The organism is Marivivens marinus (assembly GCF_035969385.1).
In the GTDB taxonomy this organism is placed as follows: Bacteria; Pseudomonadota; Alphaproteobacteria; order Rhodobacterales; family Rhodobacteraceae; genus SELP01.
Genome location: NZ_JAYKKJ010000003.1, coordinates 63,671 through 80,533, shown reverse-complemented (window position 1 = coordinate 80,533; position 16,863 = coordinate 63,671). Strand labels below are relative to the sequence as shown.

Genomic DNA, 16,863 nt, shown 5'->3' with positions numbered 1-16,863 from the left:
AGCAGGCCCACCCCGTGACCTTCGATCTTCCGCCCGTGCGCGGCAGCCTGACCCGCGACCGCGACCTTGCCAGCCTGACGTGGATGCGGGTGGGCGGGCCTGCGGATGTGCTGTTTCAGCCTGCCGATGCGGATGATCTGGCCGATTTCCTTGCCGCGCTTGACCCGGCGGTGCCGGTTTTCCCGATGGGGGTCGGGTCCAACCTGATCGTGCGCGATGGCGGTATTCGCGGCGTGGTGATCCGGCTGGGCCGGGGCTTCAACGGGATCGATATTGACGGCGCCACCGTGCGGGCCGGGGCAGCGGCGCTGGACGCCCATGTCGCCCGAAAGGCGGCAGAGGCGGGGCTGAACCTGACCTTCCTGCGCACCATCCCGGGGTCCATCGGCGGCGCGGTCCGGATGAATGCGGGCTGTTATGGCGACTATGTCGCGGATGTGCTGCGCGAGGTGGATGTGATCACTCGGCAAGGCCAGCGCCTGACCCTTGCCGCCGAGGCCCTGAACTTGCGCTACCGGCAATCGGACCTGCCCGATGGGGCGGTGGTCATTGGCGCGGTCTTTGACGCACCGGAGGGCGACCCCGCGGAACTGGCCGCGCGAATGGACGACCAGCTGGCCAAGCGCGATGCGACCCAGCCGACGAAAGACCGTACCGCCGGGTCCACCTTTCGCAACCCGGCCGGGTTTTCCAGCACCGGCAAGGCGGATGACACCCACGAACTGAAAGCGTGGAAGGTGATTGACGACGCCGGGATGCGGGGCGCCACGCGGGGCGGGGCGGTGATGAACACCAAGCATTCCAACTTCCTGACCAATGCGGGCGGCGCGACGGCGGCCGATCTGGAGGGATTGGGCGAAGACGTGCGGAAAAAGGTTTACGATTCAAGCGGTATCACGCTAGAATGGGAAATCATGAGGGTCGGCGAACCGGCTCCAGAGGCAGACTAACAGGCGGGGCCAATTTCCCCGTCTTACAAGATCGAATGATCCGCCGCGCGATAATGCGGCAATTTTCAATGACGGACCGAAAAACGGTTCGCGTGGTGAGGCAGTAGGCATGTCGGGCAGCAGGCCCCGCAAGGTTGCAGTTTTGATGGGCGGCCCATCGGCCGAGCGCGAGGTTTCCCTCAGCTCGGGACGGGAATGTGCGACCGCGCTGCGGGCAGCCGGTTTCGACGTGACCGAGATTGACGCGGGCCCCGACCTTGCCGAACGGCTGCGCGCCGACCGGCCCGATGTGGTGTTCAACGCGCTGCATGGGCGCTGGGGCGAAGATGGCTGCGTTCAGGGCATTCTTGAATGGCTGCGCATTCCCTATACCCATTCCGGCGTGCTCGCCTCTGCTCTTGCGATGGACAAGCAAAAGTCGAAAGAGGTCTACCGCGCCGCCGGTCTGCCCGTTGTCGACAGCATCCTGTCCACCCGCGACCAGATCGAAGCCGCCCATGTCATGGCCCCGCCCTATGTGGTCAAGCCCAATGCCGAAGGATCGTCCGTCGGGGTCTATATCGTGCGCGAGGCCGCCAATGGCCCGCCGACGCTTGCCCCCGATCTGCCCGCCAGTCTGATGGTCGAAACCTATGCGCCGGGGCGCGAGCTGACCGCATCTGTGATGGGCGACCGGACGCTGACAGTGACCGATATCATCACCGATGGCTGGTATGACTATTACGCCAAATACGCCGACGGCGGATCGCGCCACGTGGTGCCCGCCGATGTCCCGACCGAGATTTTCGATGCCTGCATGGACTATGCCTTGCGGGCGCATCAGGCGCTGGGCCTGCGCGGGTTGTCGCGGACCGATTTCCGCTGGGACGATACGCTCGGGCTGGACGGGCTGATCCTGCTGGAGACCAACACTCAACCGGGGATGACGCCGACCTCGCTTGCCCCCGAACAGGCGGCCCACTGCGGCATCGACTTTCCGACGCTCTGCGCCTGGCTGGTAGAGGATGCCTCATGCGATCGCTAGGCCAGCAGACCCCGCGCCGCGACCCGGCGCCGTCCCGCTGGGGCTACCGCTATCAGCGGCTGATGCTGACACCCGGCGTTCGTCGGTCGTTGCGGATCGGCGTGCCGTTGGCGGTGCTGGCCGTGATTTCGGCTGCGTGGTTTAGCAAGGCTGAAAACCGGGACCTGGTCGCGACCACTTATCAGGACATCCGGACCTCAATCGAAACCCGGCCCGAATTCATGGTCAACGCGATGGCCATCGACGGGGCGAGCGAAGCGCTGGAACTGGAAATCCGCACGGTCCTGCCGGTCGATTTTCCGCTGTCGTCTTTTGAGCTGGACCTGGAAGTGATGCGCGACACGGTCGAAGCCGTGGGCGCGGTGGAACGAGCCACCCTGCGCGTCAAACCCGGCGGCATTCTTCAGGTCGATGTGACCCCGCGCGTGCCGGTCGCCGTCTGGCGGCGCAACGACGGGTTGGACCTGATCGACGCGGGCGGCGCGATCATCGGGCCGCTGGCCCAGCGGGCGGACCGGGCCGATCTTCCGCTGATCGCGGGCGATGGCGCGCGGCAGAACGTGACCGAGGCGCTGGCCCTGATCGACGCCGCGGGCCCCGTGGCCCCCCGTGTACGCGGGCTGGTGCGGATGGGCGAACGGCGCTGGGACGTGGTTCTGGACCGGGATCAGCGGGTCCTGCTGCCCGCAGACCGCCCGTTGCAGGCGTTCGAACGGGTCGTGCTGATGGCCCAGACACAGGATTTGCTGGATCGCGACGTTCTGGTCGTGGACATGCGTAACGAGGACCGGCCGACCATAAGGCTGGGGGAACAGGCAACCGTCGAAATGCGGCGGCTTAATGCTTCGGTATCGGGGGCAGGAAACTGATGAGGCAGCTATACGAAACCCAACGGGCTATGCGGAACATGCGCAAGGCGGCAATGCAACGTGGCGTAGTCGCGATTCTGGATGTGGGGACATCCAAGATCGCCTGCCTTGTGCTGCGCTTCGACGGGCCGGAAAGGTTCCGCGACAGCGACGGGGTCGGGTCGATGGCCGGGCAATCGTCGTTCCGGGTGATTGGCGCGGCGACCACGCGGTCGCGCGGGGTTCGCTTTGGCGAAGTGGACGCGATGCAGGAAACGGAACGGGCGATCCGCACCGCCGTTCACGCAGCCCAGAAGATGGCCAATGTGAAGGTGGACCATGTCATTGCCTGTTTCTCGGGCGCGCGGCCCCGGTCCTACGGGCTTGAGGGCGAGGTCTCGGTTGAAGGCACGGTTGTCACCGACGCCGATATTGGCCGGGTTCTGGCCGCCTGTGACGTGCCGGATATCGGGGCCGGGCGCGAGGTGCTGCATGCCCAGCCGATCAACTTTGCGTTGGATCACCGGTCGGGTCTTGGCGATCCGCGCGGACAGATCGGCAACCAGTTGGCGACCGACCTGCATCTGCTGTCGGTTGACGCGACGGTTATCCAGAACCTGCTCTATTGCATCAAACGCTGCGATCTCGAACTCGCCGGGCTTGCCAGTTCGGCCTATGTGTCGGGCATTTCATCGCTGGTCGAGGACGAACAGGAACTTGGCGCGGCGTGTATCGACATGGGCGGCGGTGCGACGTCCCTGTCAATCTTCATCAAGAAGCACATGATCTATGCTGACAGCGTCCGCATGGGCGGCGATCACGTGACCAGCGATATTTCCATGGGCCTTCAGGTGCCACTGGCGACCGCCGAACGGATCAAGACCTTCTACGGCGGCGTCGTGGCCACCGGCATGGACGACCGCGAGATGATCGAGATCGGTGGCGATACCGGCGACTGGGAACGCGACCGCCGCACCGTCAGCCGGGCCGAGTTGATCGGGATCATGCGCCCTCGGGTCGAAGAGATCCTGGAGGAGGTGCGCGCCCGTCTGGATGCCGCCGGGTTCGAATACCTGCCCAGCCAACAGATCGTGCTGACCGGCGGGGCCAGTCAGATCCCCGGCCTTGACGGATTGGCCAGCCGCATCCTTGGCCAGCGCGTCCGCCTTGGCCGCCCGCTGCGTGTCCAGGGGCTTCCGCAGGCCGCGACCGGCCCGGCATTTGCCGCCGCCGTTGGCCTGACGCTCTTTGCCGCACACCCGCAGGATGAGTGGTGGGATTTCGAGATTCCGACCGAAAACTACCCGGCCCGGTCGCTTCGGCGCGCCGTTCGTTGGTTTAAGGACAACTGGTAATACGCAACATCTTGCCGATTGCCCGAAATCCGGCGAAAAGGACGCTGAAAACCGCCATATTTGGTAGGTTTTGGCGCATTTTTTCGTGACCTCGGTCCAACAAGCCGTTAGGATCGCAGCAATTTAGGCAAGAACGCCCGATGGGACGGGCCCGAAACAGACAGGCGGACAGAGCATGACACTGAATCTCTCCATGCCCGGGCAAGAGGAACTCAAGCCCCGGATCACCGTGTTTGGCGTTGGCGGCGCTGGCGGCAACGCAGTGAACAACATGATCGAGAAGCAACTCGACGGCGTGGAGTTCGTGGTGGCCAACACCGACGCGCAGGCCCTTCAGCAATCCAAGGCACAGGCCCGCATCCAGATGGGTGTGAAGGTGACCGAGGGCCTTGGCGCGGGGGCACGGGCCACGGTTGGCGCAGCTGCCGCCGAGGAAAGCATCGAACAGATCGTCGACCATCTGGCGGGCGCGCATATGTGCTTCATCACCGCGGGCATGGGTGGCGGCACCGGCACCGGCGCGGCCCCGATCATCGCGCAGGCCGCCCGTGAACTGGGCGTTCTGACCGTGGGCGTTGTGACCAAGCCGTTCCAGTTCGAAGGCGTCAAGCGGATGCGCCAGGCTGAAGACGGCGTTGAGGCACTGCAAAAGGTCGTGGATACGCTGATCATCATCCCGAACCAGAACCTGTTCCGCCTTGCCAACGAAAACACCACCTTCACCGAAGCCTTCGCCCTTGCCGACGATGTGCTGTATCAAGGTGTGAAGGGCGTGACCGACCTGATGGTCCGTCCGGGCCTGATCAACCTCGACTTTGCCGACGTCCGCGCCGTGATGGACGAGATGGGCAAGGCGATGATGGGCACCGGCGAAGCGCAGGGCGAAAACCGCGCCATCGACGCCGCCGAAAAGGCCATCGCCAACCCGCTTCTGGACGAAATCAGCCTCGAAGGCGCCAAGGGTGTTCTCATCAACATCACCGGCGGCTACGACCTGACCCTGTTCGAACTGGACGAAGCCGCGAACAAGATCCGCGAAAAGGTCGATCAGGATGCCAACATCATCGTCGGTTCCACGCTGGACCCGGATATGGAAGGCCACATGCGCGTGTCCGTCGTTGCCACCGGCATCGACGCCAGCGAAGTGCGTCAGGAAATCCCGGTTCCCCGCCGCAAGATGTCCGAGCCGCTGACCCAGACCGTCTCGACCGAAGCGCCGAAGGCCGTGGCCCCCGCGCCGACCCCGGCGCCGGTCGCCGCGGCTGCCGCCCCGGTGATGGAAGAACCCAGCCTGTTCGATGACGCGCAGGACATGGTCGCCAAGGCACCGGAACCGGAAGACATGTTCGACGAATTCGAAGAACAGCTGACCGCAGAGCTTGAGGCTGAGGATGTGGCCGAAGACGACCTGCCGCCGCCCGCCTATCGCCCGCGCCCGGAACCGTCGATGGACCGTACCGCCGACAGCTTTGTCGCGCCGCGCGCCCCGGCCCCCGGAACGCCCTCGCCGGAGGCGCTGGCCCGTCTTCAGGCTGCTGTTCACAAGGCCCCGACGGCCCCCGCTGCCGCGCCCCGTGGTCCGGTCGCTGACCAGCGTGTGGAACCGGAAAAGCCGCGCTTCGGGATCAACTCGCTGATCAACCGGATGACCGGCCATGGCGCTGACCAACCGGCGGCCCAGCCGCAGCGGTCCCAGCCCGAGGTTCATGCCTTCCGCGACGAACCACAGGCCGATCCGGAACAGGAAAAGATCGAAATCCCTGCCTTCCTGCGCCGTCAGGCCAACTAGGAACGCAACGTCAGACTGACAAGGGGCCGCCATTGTGCGGCCCTTTTTCATTCTTAATCAAAGGGTTAAGGGGGAGATTGCGGGCGTTGCAACAAATTCGTTTCGAATGTTTCATCCCGTTAGAAAGAGTGAGTTGAGCCCGTGGCCCCGCTTGCTTACCTCATGGGCAACGTGAACGAATCCGGGGCTTCCCTTGCAGACCACGATTTCACAGCCTGTGACCTTTGAAGGCGTTGGCCTTCATAGTGGCCAGCCTGCGCGTCTGCGTGTGTGCCCGGCCCCCGCGCATCATGGTATCGTCTTCCGCCGCACCGATGTGGTTGGGGCGGATGCGCTGGTTCGGGCTCGGTGGGATTTCGTATCGCAGGAACCGCTGAACACCCGCATCGTGAACGAAGCCGGGGTTTCGGTCGCCACCATCGAACACCTGATGGCGGCGCTGGCGGGCAGCGGGTTGCATAACGTTCTGATCGACATCGACGGGCCAGAGGTTCCGATCCTTGATGGATCGTCTGCCGAATTCGTGCGCGGGCTTGTGGCCGCAGGGTCGACAGCCCTTGCTGCGCCTTTGCGCGCGATCCGCGTGCTGCGGACGGTCGAGGTATCAAGCGGGGACGCCGTCGCGCGGCTCTCGCCCTCTGACAGCCTTGAAATCGACTTCGAGATTGACTTTGCCGATGCTGCGATCGGGCGGCAGGAAAAGATGCTGAACATGGCCAACGGCGCCTTCGTTCGGGAACTTTGCGACAGCCGCACCTTCTGTCGGCAGTCGGATGTGGATGCGATGCATGCCGCCGGACTTGCGCTTGGCGGGTCGCTGGAAAACGCGGTCGTTGTGGATGGGGCCGAGGTTCTGTCGCCCGGCGGGCTGCGCCACCGGGACGAAGCGGTGCGGCACAAGATGCTGGATGCCCTTGGTGATCTTTACACTGCCGGTGCTCCGATTCTGGGGCGCTACACCGGCAGTCGGGCCGGTCACGCGCTAACGAACAAATTGCTGCGTGCGCTGTTCGACCGACCCGAGGCATGGGATTGGGTTGTTTGCGACGCGCGGATCGCGGCGCGTCTGCCCGGCGTTGGCGTCCATTTTTCGGACCTCGGGCACGTCGCCTGACCTCTTGCGGCATGACGTGGATGGCCGTGTCACGCCGACAGGCGCCAAAAGGCATTTTGCCCCCCATTTTTCTGTGCTAGACCAAGGGCAATCCGGGGCGTGTGCGCGTTTCGGGAACAAGGAAAGTGTGTCGGGGGCAAGCGCATGTCGAGCCGTTTCGGAAATGCAAAAGGCAAGGCGATTCTGGGCGCCGCCCTTTTTTCGTTTGCCCTGACAGCCGCTTGTTCAACTTTTGACCCGCGCCGCGAAGGTGCGCTTGAGGTTTACACGGCGGAAGAAATCTACCAACGCGGCGAATTTGAACTGGAGAAGGGGCAGGCGGATGACGCCGCCTTCTATTTCGGTGAAATCGAACGGCTGTATCCCTATTCTGAATGGGCCAAGCGCGGTTTGATCATGCAGGCCTATTCCTATCACCGCGACGGGGACTACCCCAATGCCCGGGGTGCGGCGCAGCGGTTTCTTGACTTCTACCCGGCGGATGAAGATGCGGCCTATGCCCAATATCTTCTGGCGCTCAGCTACTATGACCAGATCGACGAGGTTGGCCGGGACCAGGGCCTGACTTTCCAGGCGCTTCAGGCCCTGCGGGTGGTGATCGAACGCTATCCCGACAGTGAATATGCCCGCTCGGCGATCCTTAAGTTCGATCTGGCCTTTGACCATCTTGCCGCCAAGGAAATGGAGATCGGGCGCTATTACCTGAAACGCGGCCATTACACCGCCGCGATCAACCGGTTCCGCGTTGTCGTCGAAGATTTCCAGACCACCAGCCACACGCCCGAGGCGCTGCACCGGCTTGTCGAATCCTACCTGTCGCTTGGCCTGACGGACGAGGCGCAGACCGCTGGCGCGATCCTTGGCCACAACTTCCAGTCCACCGAATGGTATCAGGACAGCTATGCGCTGCTGACCGGGGAGGGGCTGGAACCGCGGTCGCTGGGCAATAATTGGCTTTCAGCGATTTACCGGCAAATGATCCGGGGCGAGTGGCTTTGATCCGGGCCATCCCGGCAGTCTTTGGCGCGGCAATCCTTGTGGCCCTCGCCGCGCCGCTGGCCGCGCAGGACATCCGGATGCAGATGGACAGCGTGACGTCCGAACTGGTTCTGGATTTCGAGGATTCGGATGGGCTGATCATCCAGCAGCGCTTGACCGCACTTGGCGACGGGGCATGGCGCGAAGAGCGAACCGAGGTGCATGCGGGGGCGACCATTGTCACTGACAGCATGATCACCAACGCCGACGGCAACGTCATCCAGGCCGATGGAATGGATGGCGCGATAATCCGGTTCATCCCCCATGATTGCCGGCGGGTCGAAGGCACCTGTGAATACGTCCAGGTGGTCGATGACATGCCCGAAGAATACGGCACGCGGCTGGTCCGGCGGAACACGCCGACCGAGAAGGGCTATATCGCCGAATTGGCCTATTTCGGGCCCGATGGGGTGCTCTTGCCCTACCTGCGCAGCGTTGTCGTGCTCGACGATGCGGGCTTTGTTGTGCGGGCGGATCGGACCTATGCGGATGGCAACCGCTATTCCTACTGGCGGGTCGGGCCGACCACCGGCAGCTAGGGCAAAGGCCAAGGTGCCTTGCAAGTGCCCATCGCTTGATCCAAAACACAAGGCGCGAGATTTGCGGACCGGAGGCTTTCGTGCTGCGCACCCTGGATATCCGGGACATGCTGATCATCGACCGGCTGGAGCTTGAATTCCAGCCGGGTCTGAACGTCTTGACCGGCGAAACCGGGGCCGGGAAATCCATTCTTCTGGACTCGCTTGGGTTCGTGCTGGGCTGGCGCGGGCGGGCCGAACTTGTCCGCGCCGGTGCCGATCAGGGCGAAGTCACTGCCGTATTTCACCTTTCCGACGGTCACCCGGCACATGCGGTTCTGCAAGAGGCCGGGATTGGCGCCGAGGAGGGAGAGGTCATCCTGCGCCGGGTCAATACCCGCGACGGGCGCAAGACGGCATGGGTCAACGGGGTCCGTGCATCCGGCGAGGTGCTGCGCCAACTTTCCGATGTTTTGGTGGAACTGCACGGTCAGCATGACGACCGGGGTCTGCTGAACCCGCGGGGGCACCGGAACCTGTTGGACGCCTTCGCCGGGACCGAGCCACAGATTGTTCAAACCCGCGCGGCCTGGCGGGCACTGTCCGAAGCGCAAAAGGCGCTTGCGGCGACAGAGGCCCGGCTGGCCGAGGTCAAGGCCGAAGAGGATTTCCTGCGCCATTCGGTGGCCGAGCTGGACAAGCTTGATCCGCAGCCCGGTGAAGAGGCGGAGTTGGATACCCGGCGTCGCCTGATGCAGGGGGCCGAAAGGATCCGCGAGGATATTCAGAAGGCATATCAGGCGCTTGGGCTGGATGGCGCTGAAGGAATGTTGGGCGACGCCAGCCGCTGGCTGGACGGTGCCGTGGCCGAAGCCGAGGGGCAGCTTGACCCCGTGCTGGCCGCGCTGGATCGGGCGATGGTCGAACTGGGCGAGGCGCAGTCGGGGGTCGAACGGTTTCTCGATCAATTGGCATTCGACCCATCCGAACTGGAGCACGCAGAAGAGCGGCTGTTCGCCATCCGCGGGCTGGCGCGCAAGCATGGGGTCCTGCCCGATGATCTTGCGGGCTTCGCGGATGACCTGCGCTCCCGCCTTGCCGTGATTGACGGCGGCGAAGGCGACCTACGGACGCTGTCCGAGGCCGTGGCCAAGGCGCAAGCCGCCTATGAAACCGCCGCGACCCACCTGCACGAGGCGCGGGTCGAGGCCGCCCTCCAGCTGGACGCCGAGATGGCCGCCGAACTGGCCCCGCTCAAGATGGAACGCGCGGTTTTCGCCACCGTGATCACACCGGGGCAACCGGGGCCAGAGGGCCGCGACGAGGTTGCCTTTACCGTGGCCACCAACCCCGGCGCGCCCGCCGGTCCCCTGAACAAGATCGCGTCGGGCGGGGAACTCAGCCGCTTTCTTCTGGCGCTCAAGGTCTGCCTGACACAGGGGGCGTCGGGCCTGACCCTGATCTTCGACGAGATTGACAGGGGCGTCGGCGGGGCCACGGCGGATGCGGTCGGGCGGCGGTTGGCGGAACTTGCGCGGGACGGTCAGGTTCTGGTGGTCACGCACAGCCCGCAGGTGGCGGCCCTTGGCGGACATCACTGGCGGGTCGAAAAACGGCAGACCGAGGTCGAAACCCTCTCGACAGTTGTGCCACTCGGCCCGACGGACCGGATTGACGAAATCGCCCGAATGCTGTCCGGCGACCAGATCACAACAGAGGCGAAAGCCGCCGCCAAAGCCCTGCTTCGCGCGGTCTAGGGGGGGGTGGGTCAAGACCCACCTTACCCGGGGGCGCTTCGCCCCCCATCCTGAAAACTCATGGCCCCCAGAGGATATTTCTAACCCAAGGAAGAAAGGACGCTGAGTCCAGCCTCCTTCTTTGGGTCAACAAATATCCCGGGGTGAATGGCCCAAAGGGCCAGAGGGGCAGAGCCCCTTCGTAAGGTGGGTTTTATCCCACCGCCCCGTTATTCGGGGGGAACAAGCTTGCCAGGGTTCATGATGTTTTGGGGGTCAAGGGCGGCCTTGATACTGCCCATGACCTCCCATCCGTTGCCATGTTCGGCACGCATGTAGCCCAGTTTGCCCATGCCGATCCCATGTTCCCCGGTCACGGTGCCGCCCAGCCGCAGGGCCCGGTCCGCCATGCGGGCAGACAGGGTTTCGGCGGCGCGAACCTCGGCCTTGTCGTCGGGGTCGATCAGCAGGATCGCGTGAAAATTTCCGTCGCCCACATGGCCAAGGATCGGGGCTTCGACCGGCGAGGCGTCGATATCCGCCTGGGTTTCCGCCACGGCCTGCGCCAGTGCCGATATTGGAACACAGACATCCGTCACGATCGCCCGCGCACCGGGGCGCGACGCAAGGATTGCACGATAGGCCTCGTGCCGCATCTTCCACAGCCGGTTCCGATCCTCGGTCTGGCGTGCCCATTGGAACCCCTCTGCGCCGTTGTCTCGTGCGATGGCTCCGAAAATCTCGGCGTCCTCGCCCACGCCCACCTCGGACCCGTGAAATTCGACCAGGAGGTGAGGTTTTTCCGGAAAGTCGGCGTCGGAATAGGCATTCACCGCCCGTGCTGTCGCCGCATCGACGAATTCGATACGGGCCATGGGCACGCCAGTCTGGATCGTTTCAATCACTGTCGCGACGGCGTCGCTCATGTCGCTGAACGCACAGACGGCAGCGGATACGGCCGTGGGCTGCCCCTGCAATTTCAGGGTCAGTTCGGTGATCAACCCGAGCGTCCCTTCGGCCCCCACGAACAATGCAGTCAGGTCGTAGCCGGCCGAGGATTTCCGCGCCCGCGTGCCGGTGCGAGTGACCCGCCCGTCCGCCAAGACCACCTCTAACCCCATGACATTGTCGCGCATGGTTCCGTATCGCACCGCCGTCGTCCCCGACGCCCGGGTCGAGGCCATCCCTCCGATCGAGGCATTGGCCCCGGGATCGACCGGGAAGAACAGGCCGGTGGCCCGCAAATGTTCGTTCAGGGCCTCACGGGTGATGCCCGGCTGGACCCGCACGTCCATGTCTTCGGCGTTGACTGCGATGACCCGGTTCATCCGCGCGAAATCCACCACCACCCCGCCCTGCACCGCCAGCGCGTGCCCTTCCAGCGACGTGCCCGCGCCCCAGCCGATCACCGGGACGCCATGATCGGCGCAGATTTTCACCAGCGCCGCGACCTCCTCGGTTGTCTCCGGATAGGCGACCGCTTCGGGTGGGGTCGGGGGAAAGTGGCTTTCGGATTGGCCGTGGTGGTCCAGTTCGGACTTGGACCGGCACAGCCGATCCCCTAAGAGGGAAGACAAGGCGGGAAGGGCGGCGTCGAGTGTCATGGCGGAAAGTCCCTTTGGCTGGTCGGACCTTAGGCCAGCCTGATCCTGCGGGGAAGGCGGGAGGCGATGGCAGAGCCGATTGTCGCGGAAATCCGGGCGGTTGCCGGGCGGGCAAGGGACACATTGGCCCATGCGCTGCGGGTGCTGCGCCAGAAAGGGCCAAGCCAGGTGCAATTCTGGTTTATCGCCCTTGCGGTCGGCATTGCCGCTGGCTTCGCCGCGCTGGTGTTCCGCCTTGGGGTCGATCAGCTTCAGTCGCTTGTCTATGGCACCGAAAACACCGCCCGCATCCACCGGGTAGCGGCCCAGATCGACTGGTATTGGCTGATCCTGATCCCCGCCACCGGCGGGCTGATCGTCGGCCTCATCCTTGACCGGTTCACGCCCGAGGCGCGGGTCAGGGCGGTGGCGGATGTGATCGAAGGCGCGGCCCTGAACGAAGGCCGGGTCGAGGTGAAGGCGGGGCTTGCCTCGGCGGCGGCCAGCTTCATTACCCTCTCCACTGGCGGGTCCAGCGGACGTGAGGGTCCGGTTGTCCACCTTGCGGCGGTCATGTCCACCAAGGTGCTGAAATGGATGCGGGCCGATGCGATCACCGGGCGCGACCTGTTGGGCTGTGCCGTCGCCGGGGCGGTGGCGGCCAGTTTCAACGCCCCGATCGCCGGGGCGCTTTTCGCGCTCGAGGTGGTGTTGCGCCATTTCGCCGTGCACGCCTTTGCCCCTATTGTCATCGCCGCCGTCGCGGCCACGGTGATCAGTCGGTTGATCATGGGGGATGTGACCGAATACTACCTTCTGGAAATGACCACGCTGTCGTTCTACGTGGAACTGCCTGCCTTCCTGATCCTTGGGCTGGTCTGTGGACTGGTCGCCACGATCCTGATGCTGTCGATCTTCTGGGCCGAGGATTTCGCCAGCGCGGTGCAAGCGCGGCTGCGCCTGCCGCGCTATCTGCGTCCGATGGTCGCCGGGATCATGCTGGGGGCCATCGCGATTGCCTTTCCGCATATCATCGGGGTCGGCTACGGCACCACATCCGAGGCCTTGTCGGGGCGCCTGTTGCTGTGGCAGGCCATCGCCTTTGTCATCATCAAGATCATCGCGACCGCCATCACCATGGGCGGGCGGATGGGGGGCGGGGTGTTTTCGCCGTCGCTGATGGTGGGGGCCCTGACCGGGCTGGCCTTCGGGATCATCGCAACCTCTATCTTGCCGGATTTTTCCGGCTCGCCCACACTCTATGCCCTTGCCGGGATGGGGGCGGTGGCGGCGGCGGTCCTTGGCGCGCCGATCTCTACCACGTTGATCGTTTTTGAATTGACGGGGGACTGGCAGACGGGCCTTGCGGTCATGGTCGCCGTGTCATTGTCCACGGCCTTGTCGTCGCGGCTGGTGGACCGGTCGTTCTTCCTGACCCAGCTGGAACGGCGCGGCGTGCATCTGGCCGCCGGGCCGCAGGCCTATCTTCTGGCGACCTTCCAGGTGGCCAGCGTCATGCGGGCCAAGGATGCGCCGCGCGGCGCGGACGAAGCGGCCTGCTGGGCGATGATTGAACAGGGCCAATATCTGGACGCGGGCGCGACGCTGGAAAAAGCGATGCCGCTGTTCGAGGAAACGGGCGTGGCCTTCCTTCCGGTGGTCAAACTGGGCGGGCAGGGCGAGGCGCCGGAGCTTTGGGGCGCCCTGTTCCAGGTCGATGCACTTCGGGCCTACAACCGGGCGCTGGCAGCGACGGCGGCGGAAGAGCACAGTTAGGGTGGAATCCTTCATACGTAGCGGGCCTAAGGTGAATGCTATGCAAGCACGGCGAATGGCAACTTTGAGCCCAACTTGCATATTTTCGTCGCTGCAGCGAATGTCCGCTCTAGGAAGTGGGAAGCAAGCAATGGAAATCATGTGTCTAAATGGTTGGGGTGGAAAGCTCCACGATGCACTGCTGCCATACCTAGCCGCGATGGCTCCCGATATTCTTTGCTTGCAGGAGGTCGTCCACAGCCCCGAGTCTCAAAAAGACTGGCTGACGTATCGTGACGGCGATCACATCCTGCAGCAACGCGCCAATTTGTTTCGCGACGTCAACGCTGCTTTGCCGGAGCATGTCGCGATCTTTTGTCCGGCTGCGCAAGGGGTGCTTTGGGACGATGATACCTCAATCCCTTCGCAATGGGGCCTTGCGACCTTCGTACACCGGTCCTTCCCGATCATTGGACAGGTGCAGGGCTTCGTTCACAAGGATTTTTCCCCTGTCGGTTACGGCGATCACCCGCGCTCCCGAAGCGCGCATGGTGTGCGGGTATGGGACTATGACGCCAACCGAGCCGTCAGCATTACCCATATGCATGGTCTGCGCGACTTGAATGGGAAAATGGATACGCCAGAGCGTGAGAAACAAGCTCGGAAGCTGCTCGACATGTCGCGCAGTCTTGCAGAGCCAGACGATCTCACGGTGATCTGCGGCGATTTCAACGTCGAGCCGGACAGCGAAACGCTTTCGATCCTGGGAAATGCCGGGCTGACTGAGCTAGTGACTGGGCGCGGTTTCGGTAGCACGCGTAGCTCGCAATACAACAAGCCAGGGCGCTTTGCCGACTACATGCTAATCAACCAAGAAGAAGCGGTGAAGAGCTTTGACGTGATCCACGATCCCGAGGTTTCAGATCACTGTCCGCTTGTTCTGAAGTTGTAGCTTAAATTTCCATAGCTGCCGTTGGAACTGATGGTTGGAACGTCCGCTCTGTCCCGCTCTCCCGACCTTGGCGCGTGTGTTGACGGCCGTTGGGCCCGCCGTTCCCAGCCGTCCGCTTGCCGCAAATCGCCTTGCCGCTGCGCGCGAACCGGGTAATCTGGCCCCGTTCTCAGGGCGGGGCGGAATTCCCCACCGGCGGTATGTGGCGCAAGGCCACGAGCCCGCGAGCGCCTTCGGTTCGCCGGAGGGTCAGCAGATCAGGTGAGAGGCCTGAGCCGACGGTCATAGTCCGGATGAAAGAGAGCATGGACAGCCCCGCCGCGACCGCGGAGGGCTGCCCCATGGGATCGCCTTGGGTGACGTGTCTGTTGCGAAAGGAGATCTGCCAAATGACACACACCCGATATGCCTTTATCAAGGCAAACTGGCATGCCGAGATCGTGGATCAGGCTCTTGTCGGCTTCCGCGAGGGGTTGCCAAAGGACACGCCGGTCGATGTCTTCGACGTGCCCGGCGCCTTCGAGATGCCGCTTCTGGCCCGCGACCTTGCCCGCAGTGGCCGCTACGCCGCCGTCGCCTGCGCGGCGCTGGTGGTGGACGGCGGCATCTACCGCCACGACTTCGTGGCGCAGGCCGTGGTTTCCGGGCTGATGCAGGCGGGACTAGAGACAGGGGTGCCGGTCTTGTCGGTGTCGCTGACCCCGCACCATTTTCACGAAACACCCCATCACATCGGCATTTACCGCGACCATTTCGTGAAAAAGGGGCGCGAGGCGGCCGAGGCGGCGTTGTCGATCACGGCCACGCGGCGGGCGCTGCAACCGGCCACCGCCGCCTGACCGGTTGTCAGGAGGTTTCGACCTTGAGGGGAGGCAAAGGCGCTTCCCCTCTTCCCAAGCATGTGTGCATTTGCAACACTTGGGCGAAACCGCCGCGCTGGGTATGTAAATTCATTTAACATTACCTATCTGACGTTGGTGACAGTGATGCTTTGAGGGAGTTTTCCAGATGTCCGATTTCGATGCCCAGATCCGCGACAGCCAGGCGCAGGTGCAGGATGCACAGGCCAAGATTGCCGAAATGACAAGCCGGATCGAAGTGGCCCGCCAGAAGATGGAGGCCGGGACCGATATTTCCGTGGATATCGAAAACGCCACGCTGGAAGAGGTGCACGCCCACACCGAGGCGATGAACGCCAATATCGCCGAGTTGATCATGGGTCTGGACGATGTGACCGCCGGGTTCTCGAAAGATTTCGACGAGATGCGGACCAAGACCGGCTGGGAGAGCTTTGTCGGTATCTTTTCCGGCGCCAAGGCCGACAGCATGCGGCAGGAACGCATCCGCACCGCCAGCGTCGATGACAAGCTGCAGGACCTGATTTCCAAATCCAACGTGATACAGCAATTGCTGGAAGGGCAACTGGCGGTCCTGAACGAACAGAAGGCCAAGGTCGAAGGCAATCTGACCGGCACGCTGGAAGAGCGCGAGGCCGTGGTCGGAGAGCTGGAGGCCGTCCGCGCCGAGATTCTGGGGATGGACCCGAAGATCATCGAATTGGAAAACAAGATTTCCGTCGAACAGGATGCCGCCGCCCGCACCAAGCTGGAAAGCGAACTGGCCGCGCTGAACGCGAAATACAACGAGTTGGTGCAGGCCGAGCAAGTGCATCTGGCCAAGTCGCAGACGCTGGAACGCTATATCGAAAAGGGCAAGACCTGGATCGACAGCCTTCAGAATCAGGCAGCGACCCAGATGGTGCTGATCAACAAGCTGAACACCGACACCAAGCAGCGGGTGGTCCTGTATGACGCGCTGACCAAGTCGCTGAAAACCGCGCAGCAGCAGGACGTCGCCCACCGGATCAACGAGATCGGGGTCAAGACCGACCAGGAGGCGCAGACCGCCATGGCCGCGATCGGATCGGCCACCAACGCCCGCATGGCCGACATGCTGGAAGCCCACGAAGACCAGATGGTCTTTGCCCGCAAGGTGCTGGAAGAAAAGGCGAAGGCGGACGAACGCTTCGTGCGGCGGTTCCAGAAGATCGTCGAGAAGCACGACAAGAATATCTATGGGGCTTGAGGTTGACCGGATGGTCGCATCCGACGCCATAGGGCGGTCCCCGGCCGCGGGTGGGGGTGAAGCCCCCGCCCGGGGGGGCGGTCGGGGGCTGCCCGTGCCGCAAGCGCCACGGGCGC

At 63.8% G+C, this 16,863-nt stretch carries 14 protein-coding genes and 1 riboswitch; of the genes, 13 read left to right on the top strand and 1 reads right to left on the bottom strand.

Annotation, left to right across the window (positions count from 1 at the left end; genetic code table 11):
• Nucleotides 1–14: 14 nt before the first annotated feature.
• The 9 genes from murB to recN all read left to right on the top strand — a co-directional run bounded on the left by murB (nucleotide 15) and on the right by recN (nucleotide 10,393).
• Nucleotides 15–950 carry a UDP-N-acetylmuramate dehydrogenase gene (gene murB, locus U3648_RS05175; protein ID WP_420858180.1) on the top strand — a complete coding sequence of 312 codons (936 nt, stop codon included), beginning with the start codon at nucleotides 15–17 and terminating at the stop codon, nucleotides 948–950.
• A gap of 145 nt (nucleotides 951–1,095) precedes the next feature.
• Entirely contained in the window at nucleotides 1,096–1,974 is an 879-nt protein-coding gene (locus U3648_RS05170) for a D-alanine--D-alanine ligase (RefSeq protein ID WP_420858179.1), read from the top strand.
• A complete protein-coding gene (locus tag U3648_RS05165; RefSeq protein ID WP_420858178.1) occupies nucleotides 1,962–2,843 on the top strand; it encodes a cell division protein FtsQ/DivIB in 882 nt (293 codons plus the stop codon). Before U3648_RS05170 ends, U3648_RS05165 begins: the two co-directional genes overlap by 13 nt.
• Entirely contained in the window at nucleotides 2,843–4,177 is a 1,335-nt protein-coding gene (ftsA, locus tag U3648_RS05160) for a cell division protein FtsA (RefSeq protein WP_129683406.1), read from the top strand. The genes U3648_RS05165 and ftsA overlap by 1 nt, the downstream gene beginning before the upstream one ends.
• Nucleotides 4,178–4,352: 175 nt before the next feature.
• Nucleotides 4,353–5,966 (top strand): cell division protein FtsZ, encoded by a 1,614-nt coding sequence (ftsZ, locus tag U3648_RS05155; RefSeq protein WP_420858177.1) that lies wholly within the window; start codon nucleotides 4,353–4,355, stop codon nucleotides 5,964–5,966.
• Between the two features lie 193 nt (nucleotides 5,967–6,159).
• Entirely contained in the window at nucleotides 6,160–7,080 is a 921-nt protein-coding gene (gene lpxC, locus U3648_RS05150) for a UDP-3-O-acyl-N-acetylglucosamine deacetylase (protein ID WP_420858176.1), read from the top strand.
• Nucleotides 7,081–7,224: 144 nt separating this feature from the next.
• Nucleotides 7,225–8,079, top strand: coding sequence for an outer membrane protein assembly factor BamD (locus U3648_RS05145; RefSeq protein ID WP_420858175.1), 855 nt, complete (start codon nucleotides 7,225–7,227; stop codon nucleotides 8,077–8,079).
• The gene (locus U3648_RS05140) at nucleotides 8,070–8,657 is read left to right on the top strand and encodes a hypothetical protein (RefSeq protein WP_420858174.1); all 588 of its coding nucleotides are present in this window, start codon (nucleotides 8,070–8,072) and stop codon (nucleotides 8,655–8,657) included. The genes U3648_RS05145 and U3648_RS05140 overlap by 10 nt, the downstream gene beginning before the upstream one ends.
• 80 nt (nucleotides 8,658–8,737) lie before the next feature.
• The gene (gene recN, locus U3648_RS05135) at nucleotides 8,738–10,393 is read left to right on the top strand and encodes a DNA repair protein RecN (RefSeq protein ID WP_420858173.1); all 1,656 of its coding nucleotides are present in this window, start codon (nucleotides 8,738–8,740) and stop codon (nucleotides 10,391–10,393) included.
• 209 nt (nucleotides 10,394–10,602) lie between these two features.
• On the opposite strand, the gene U3648_RS05130 is transcribed toward recN, so the two are convergent.
• Nucleotides 10,603–11,976 (bottom strand): FAD-binding oxidoreductase, encoded by a 1,374-nt coding sequence (locus tag U3648_RS05130; RefSeq protein ID WP_420858172.1) that lies wholly within the window; start codon nucleotides 11,974–11,976, stop codon nucleotides 10,603–10,605.
• A gap of 66 nt (nucleotides 11,977–12,042) precedes the next feature.
• On the opposite strand from U3648_RS05130, the gene U3648_RS05125 reads away from it, so the two are divergent.
• The 4 genes from U3648_RS05125 (at nucleotide 12,043) to U3648_RS05110 (ending at nucleotide 16,747) form a co-directional block, all read left to right on the top strand.
• On the top strand, nucleotides 12,043–13,731 hold the full coding sequence (locus tag U3648_RS05125; RefSeq protein WP_420858171.1) for a chloride channel protein: 1,689 nt from the start codon (nucleotides 12,043–12,045) through the stop codon (nucleotides 13,729–13,731).
• Nucleotides 13,732–13,861: 130 nt separating this feature from the next.
• Nucleotides 13,862–14,662: an endonuclease/exonuclease/phosphatase family protein gene (locus U3648_RS05120; protein WP_420858170.1), complete on the top strand. Its 801-nt coding sequence runs from the start codon at nucleotides 13,862–13,864 to the stop codon at nucleotides 14,660–14,662.
• Between the two features lie 161 nt (nucleotides 14,663–14,823).
• Nucleotides 14,824–14,971: riboswitch (FMN riboswitch) on the top strand.
• A gap of 80 nt (nucleotides 14,972–15,051) precedes the next feature.
• Complete coding sequence (locus tag U3648_RS05115; RefSeq protein ID WP_420858169.1) at nucleotides 15,052–15,501, top strand: 6,7-dimethyl-8-ribityllumazine synthase; 450 nt, start codon at nucleotides 15,052–15,054, stop codon at nucleotides 15,499–15,501.
• A 169-nt stretch (nucleotides 15,502–15,670) separates the two neighbouring features.
• Nucleotides 15,671–16,747 (top strand): hypothetical protein, encoded by a 1,077-nt coding sequence (locus U3648_RS05110; RefSeq protein WP_420858168.1) that lies wholly within the window; start codon nucleotides 15,671–15,673, stop codon nucleotides 16,745–16,747.
• Nucleotides 16,748–16,863: the final 116 nt, after the last annotated feature.

Coding starts and splice junctions, on each gene's coding strand:
- ftsZ (WP_420858177.1), top strand. CDS start 4,353: ATGACACTGAATCTCTCCATGCCCGGGCAAGAGGAACTCAAGCCCCGG.
- U3648_RS05165 (WP_420858178.1), top strand. CDS start 1,962: ATGCGATCGCTAGGCCAGCAGACCCCGCGCCGCGACCCGGCGCCGTCC.
- U3648_RS05120 (WP_420858170.1), top strand. CDS start 13,862: ATGGAAATCATGTGTCTAAATGGTTGGGGTGGAAAGCTCCACGATGCA.
- U3648_RS05115 (WP_420858169.1), top strand. CDS start 15,052: ATGACACACACCCGATATGCCTTTATCAAGGCAAACTGGCATGCCGAG.
- U3648_RS05130 (WP_420858172.1), bottom strand. CDS start 11,976: ATGACACTCGACGCCGCCCTTCCCGCCTTGTCTTCCCTCTTAGGGGAT.
- U3648_RS05170 (WP_420858179.1), top strand. CDS start 1,096: ATGGGCGGCCCATCGGCCGAGCGCGAGGTTTCCCTCAGCTCGGGACGG.
- ftsA (WP_129683406.1), top strand. CDS start 2,843: ATGAGGCAGCTATACGAAACCCAACGGGCTATGCGGAACATGCGCAAG.
- U3648_RS05125 (WP_420858171.1), top strand. CDS start 12,043: ATGGCAGAGCCGATTGTCGCGGAAATCCGGGCGGTTGCCGGGCGGGCA.
- U3648_RS05110 (WP_420858168.1), top strand. CDS start 15,671: ATGTCCGATTTCGATGCCCAGATCCGCGACAGCCAGGCGCAGGTGCAG.
- U3648_RS05145 (WP_420858175.1), top strand. CDS start 7,225: ATGTCGAGCCGTTTCGGAAATGCAAAAGGCAAGGCGATTCTGGGCGCC.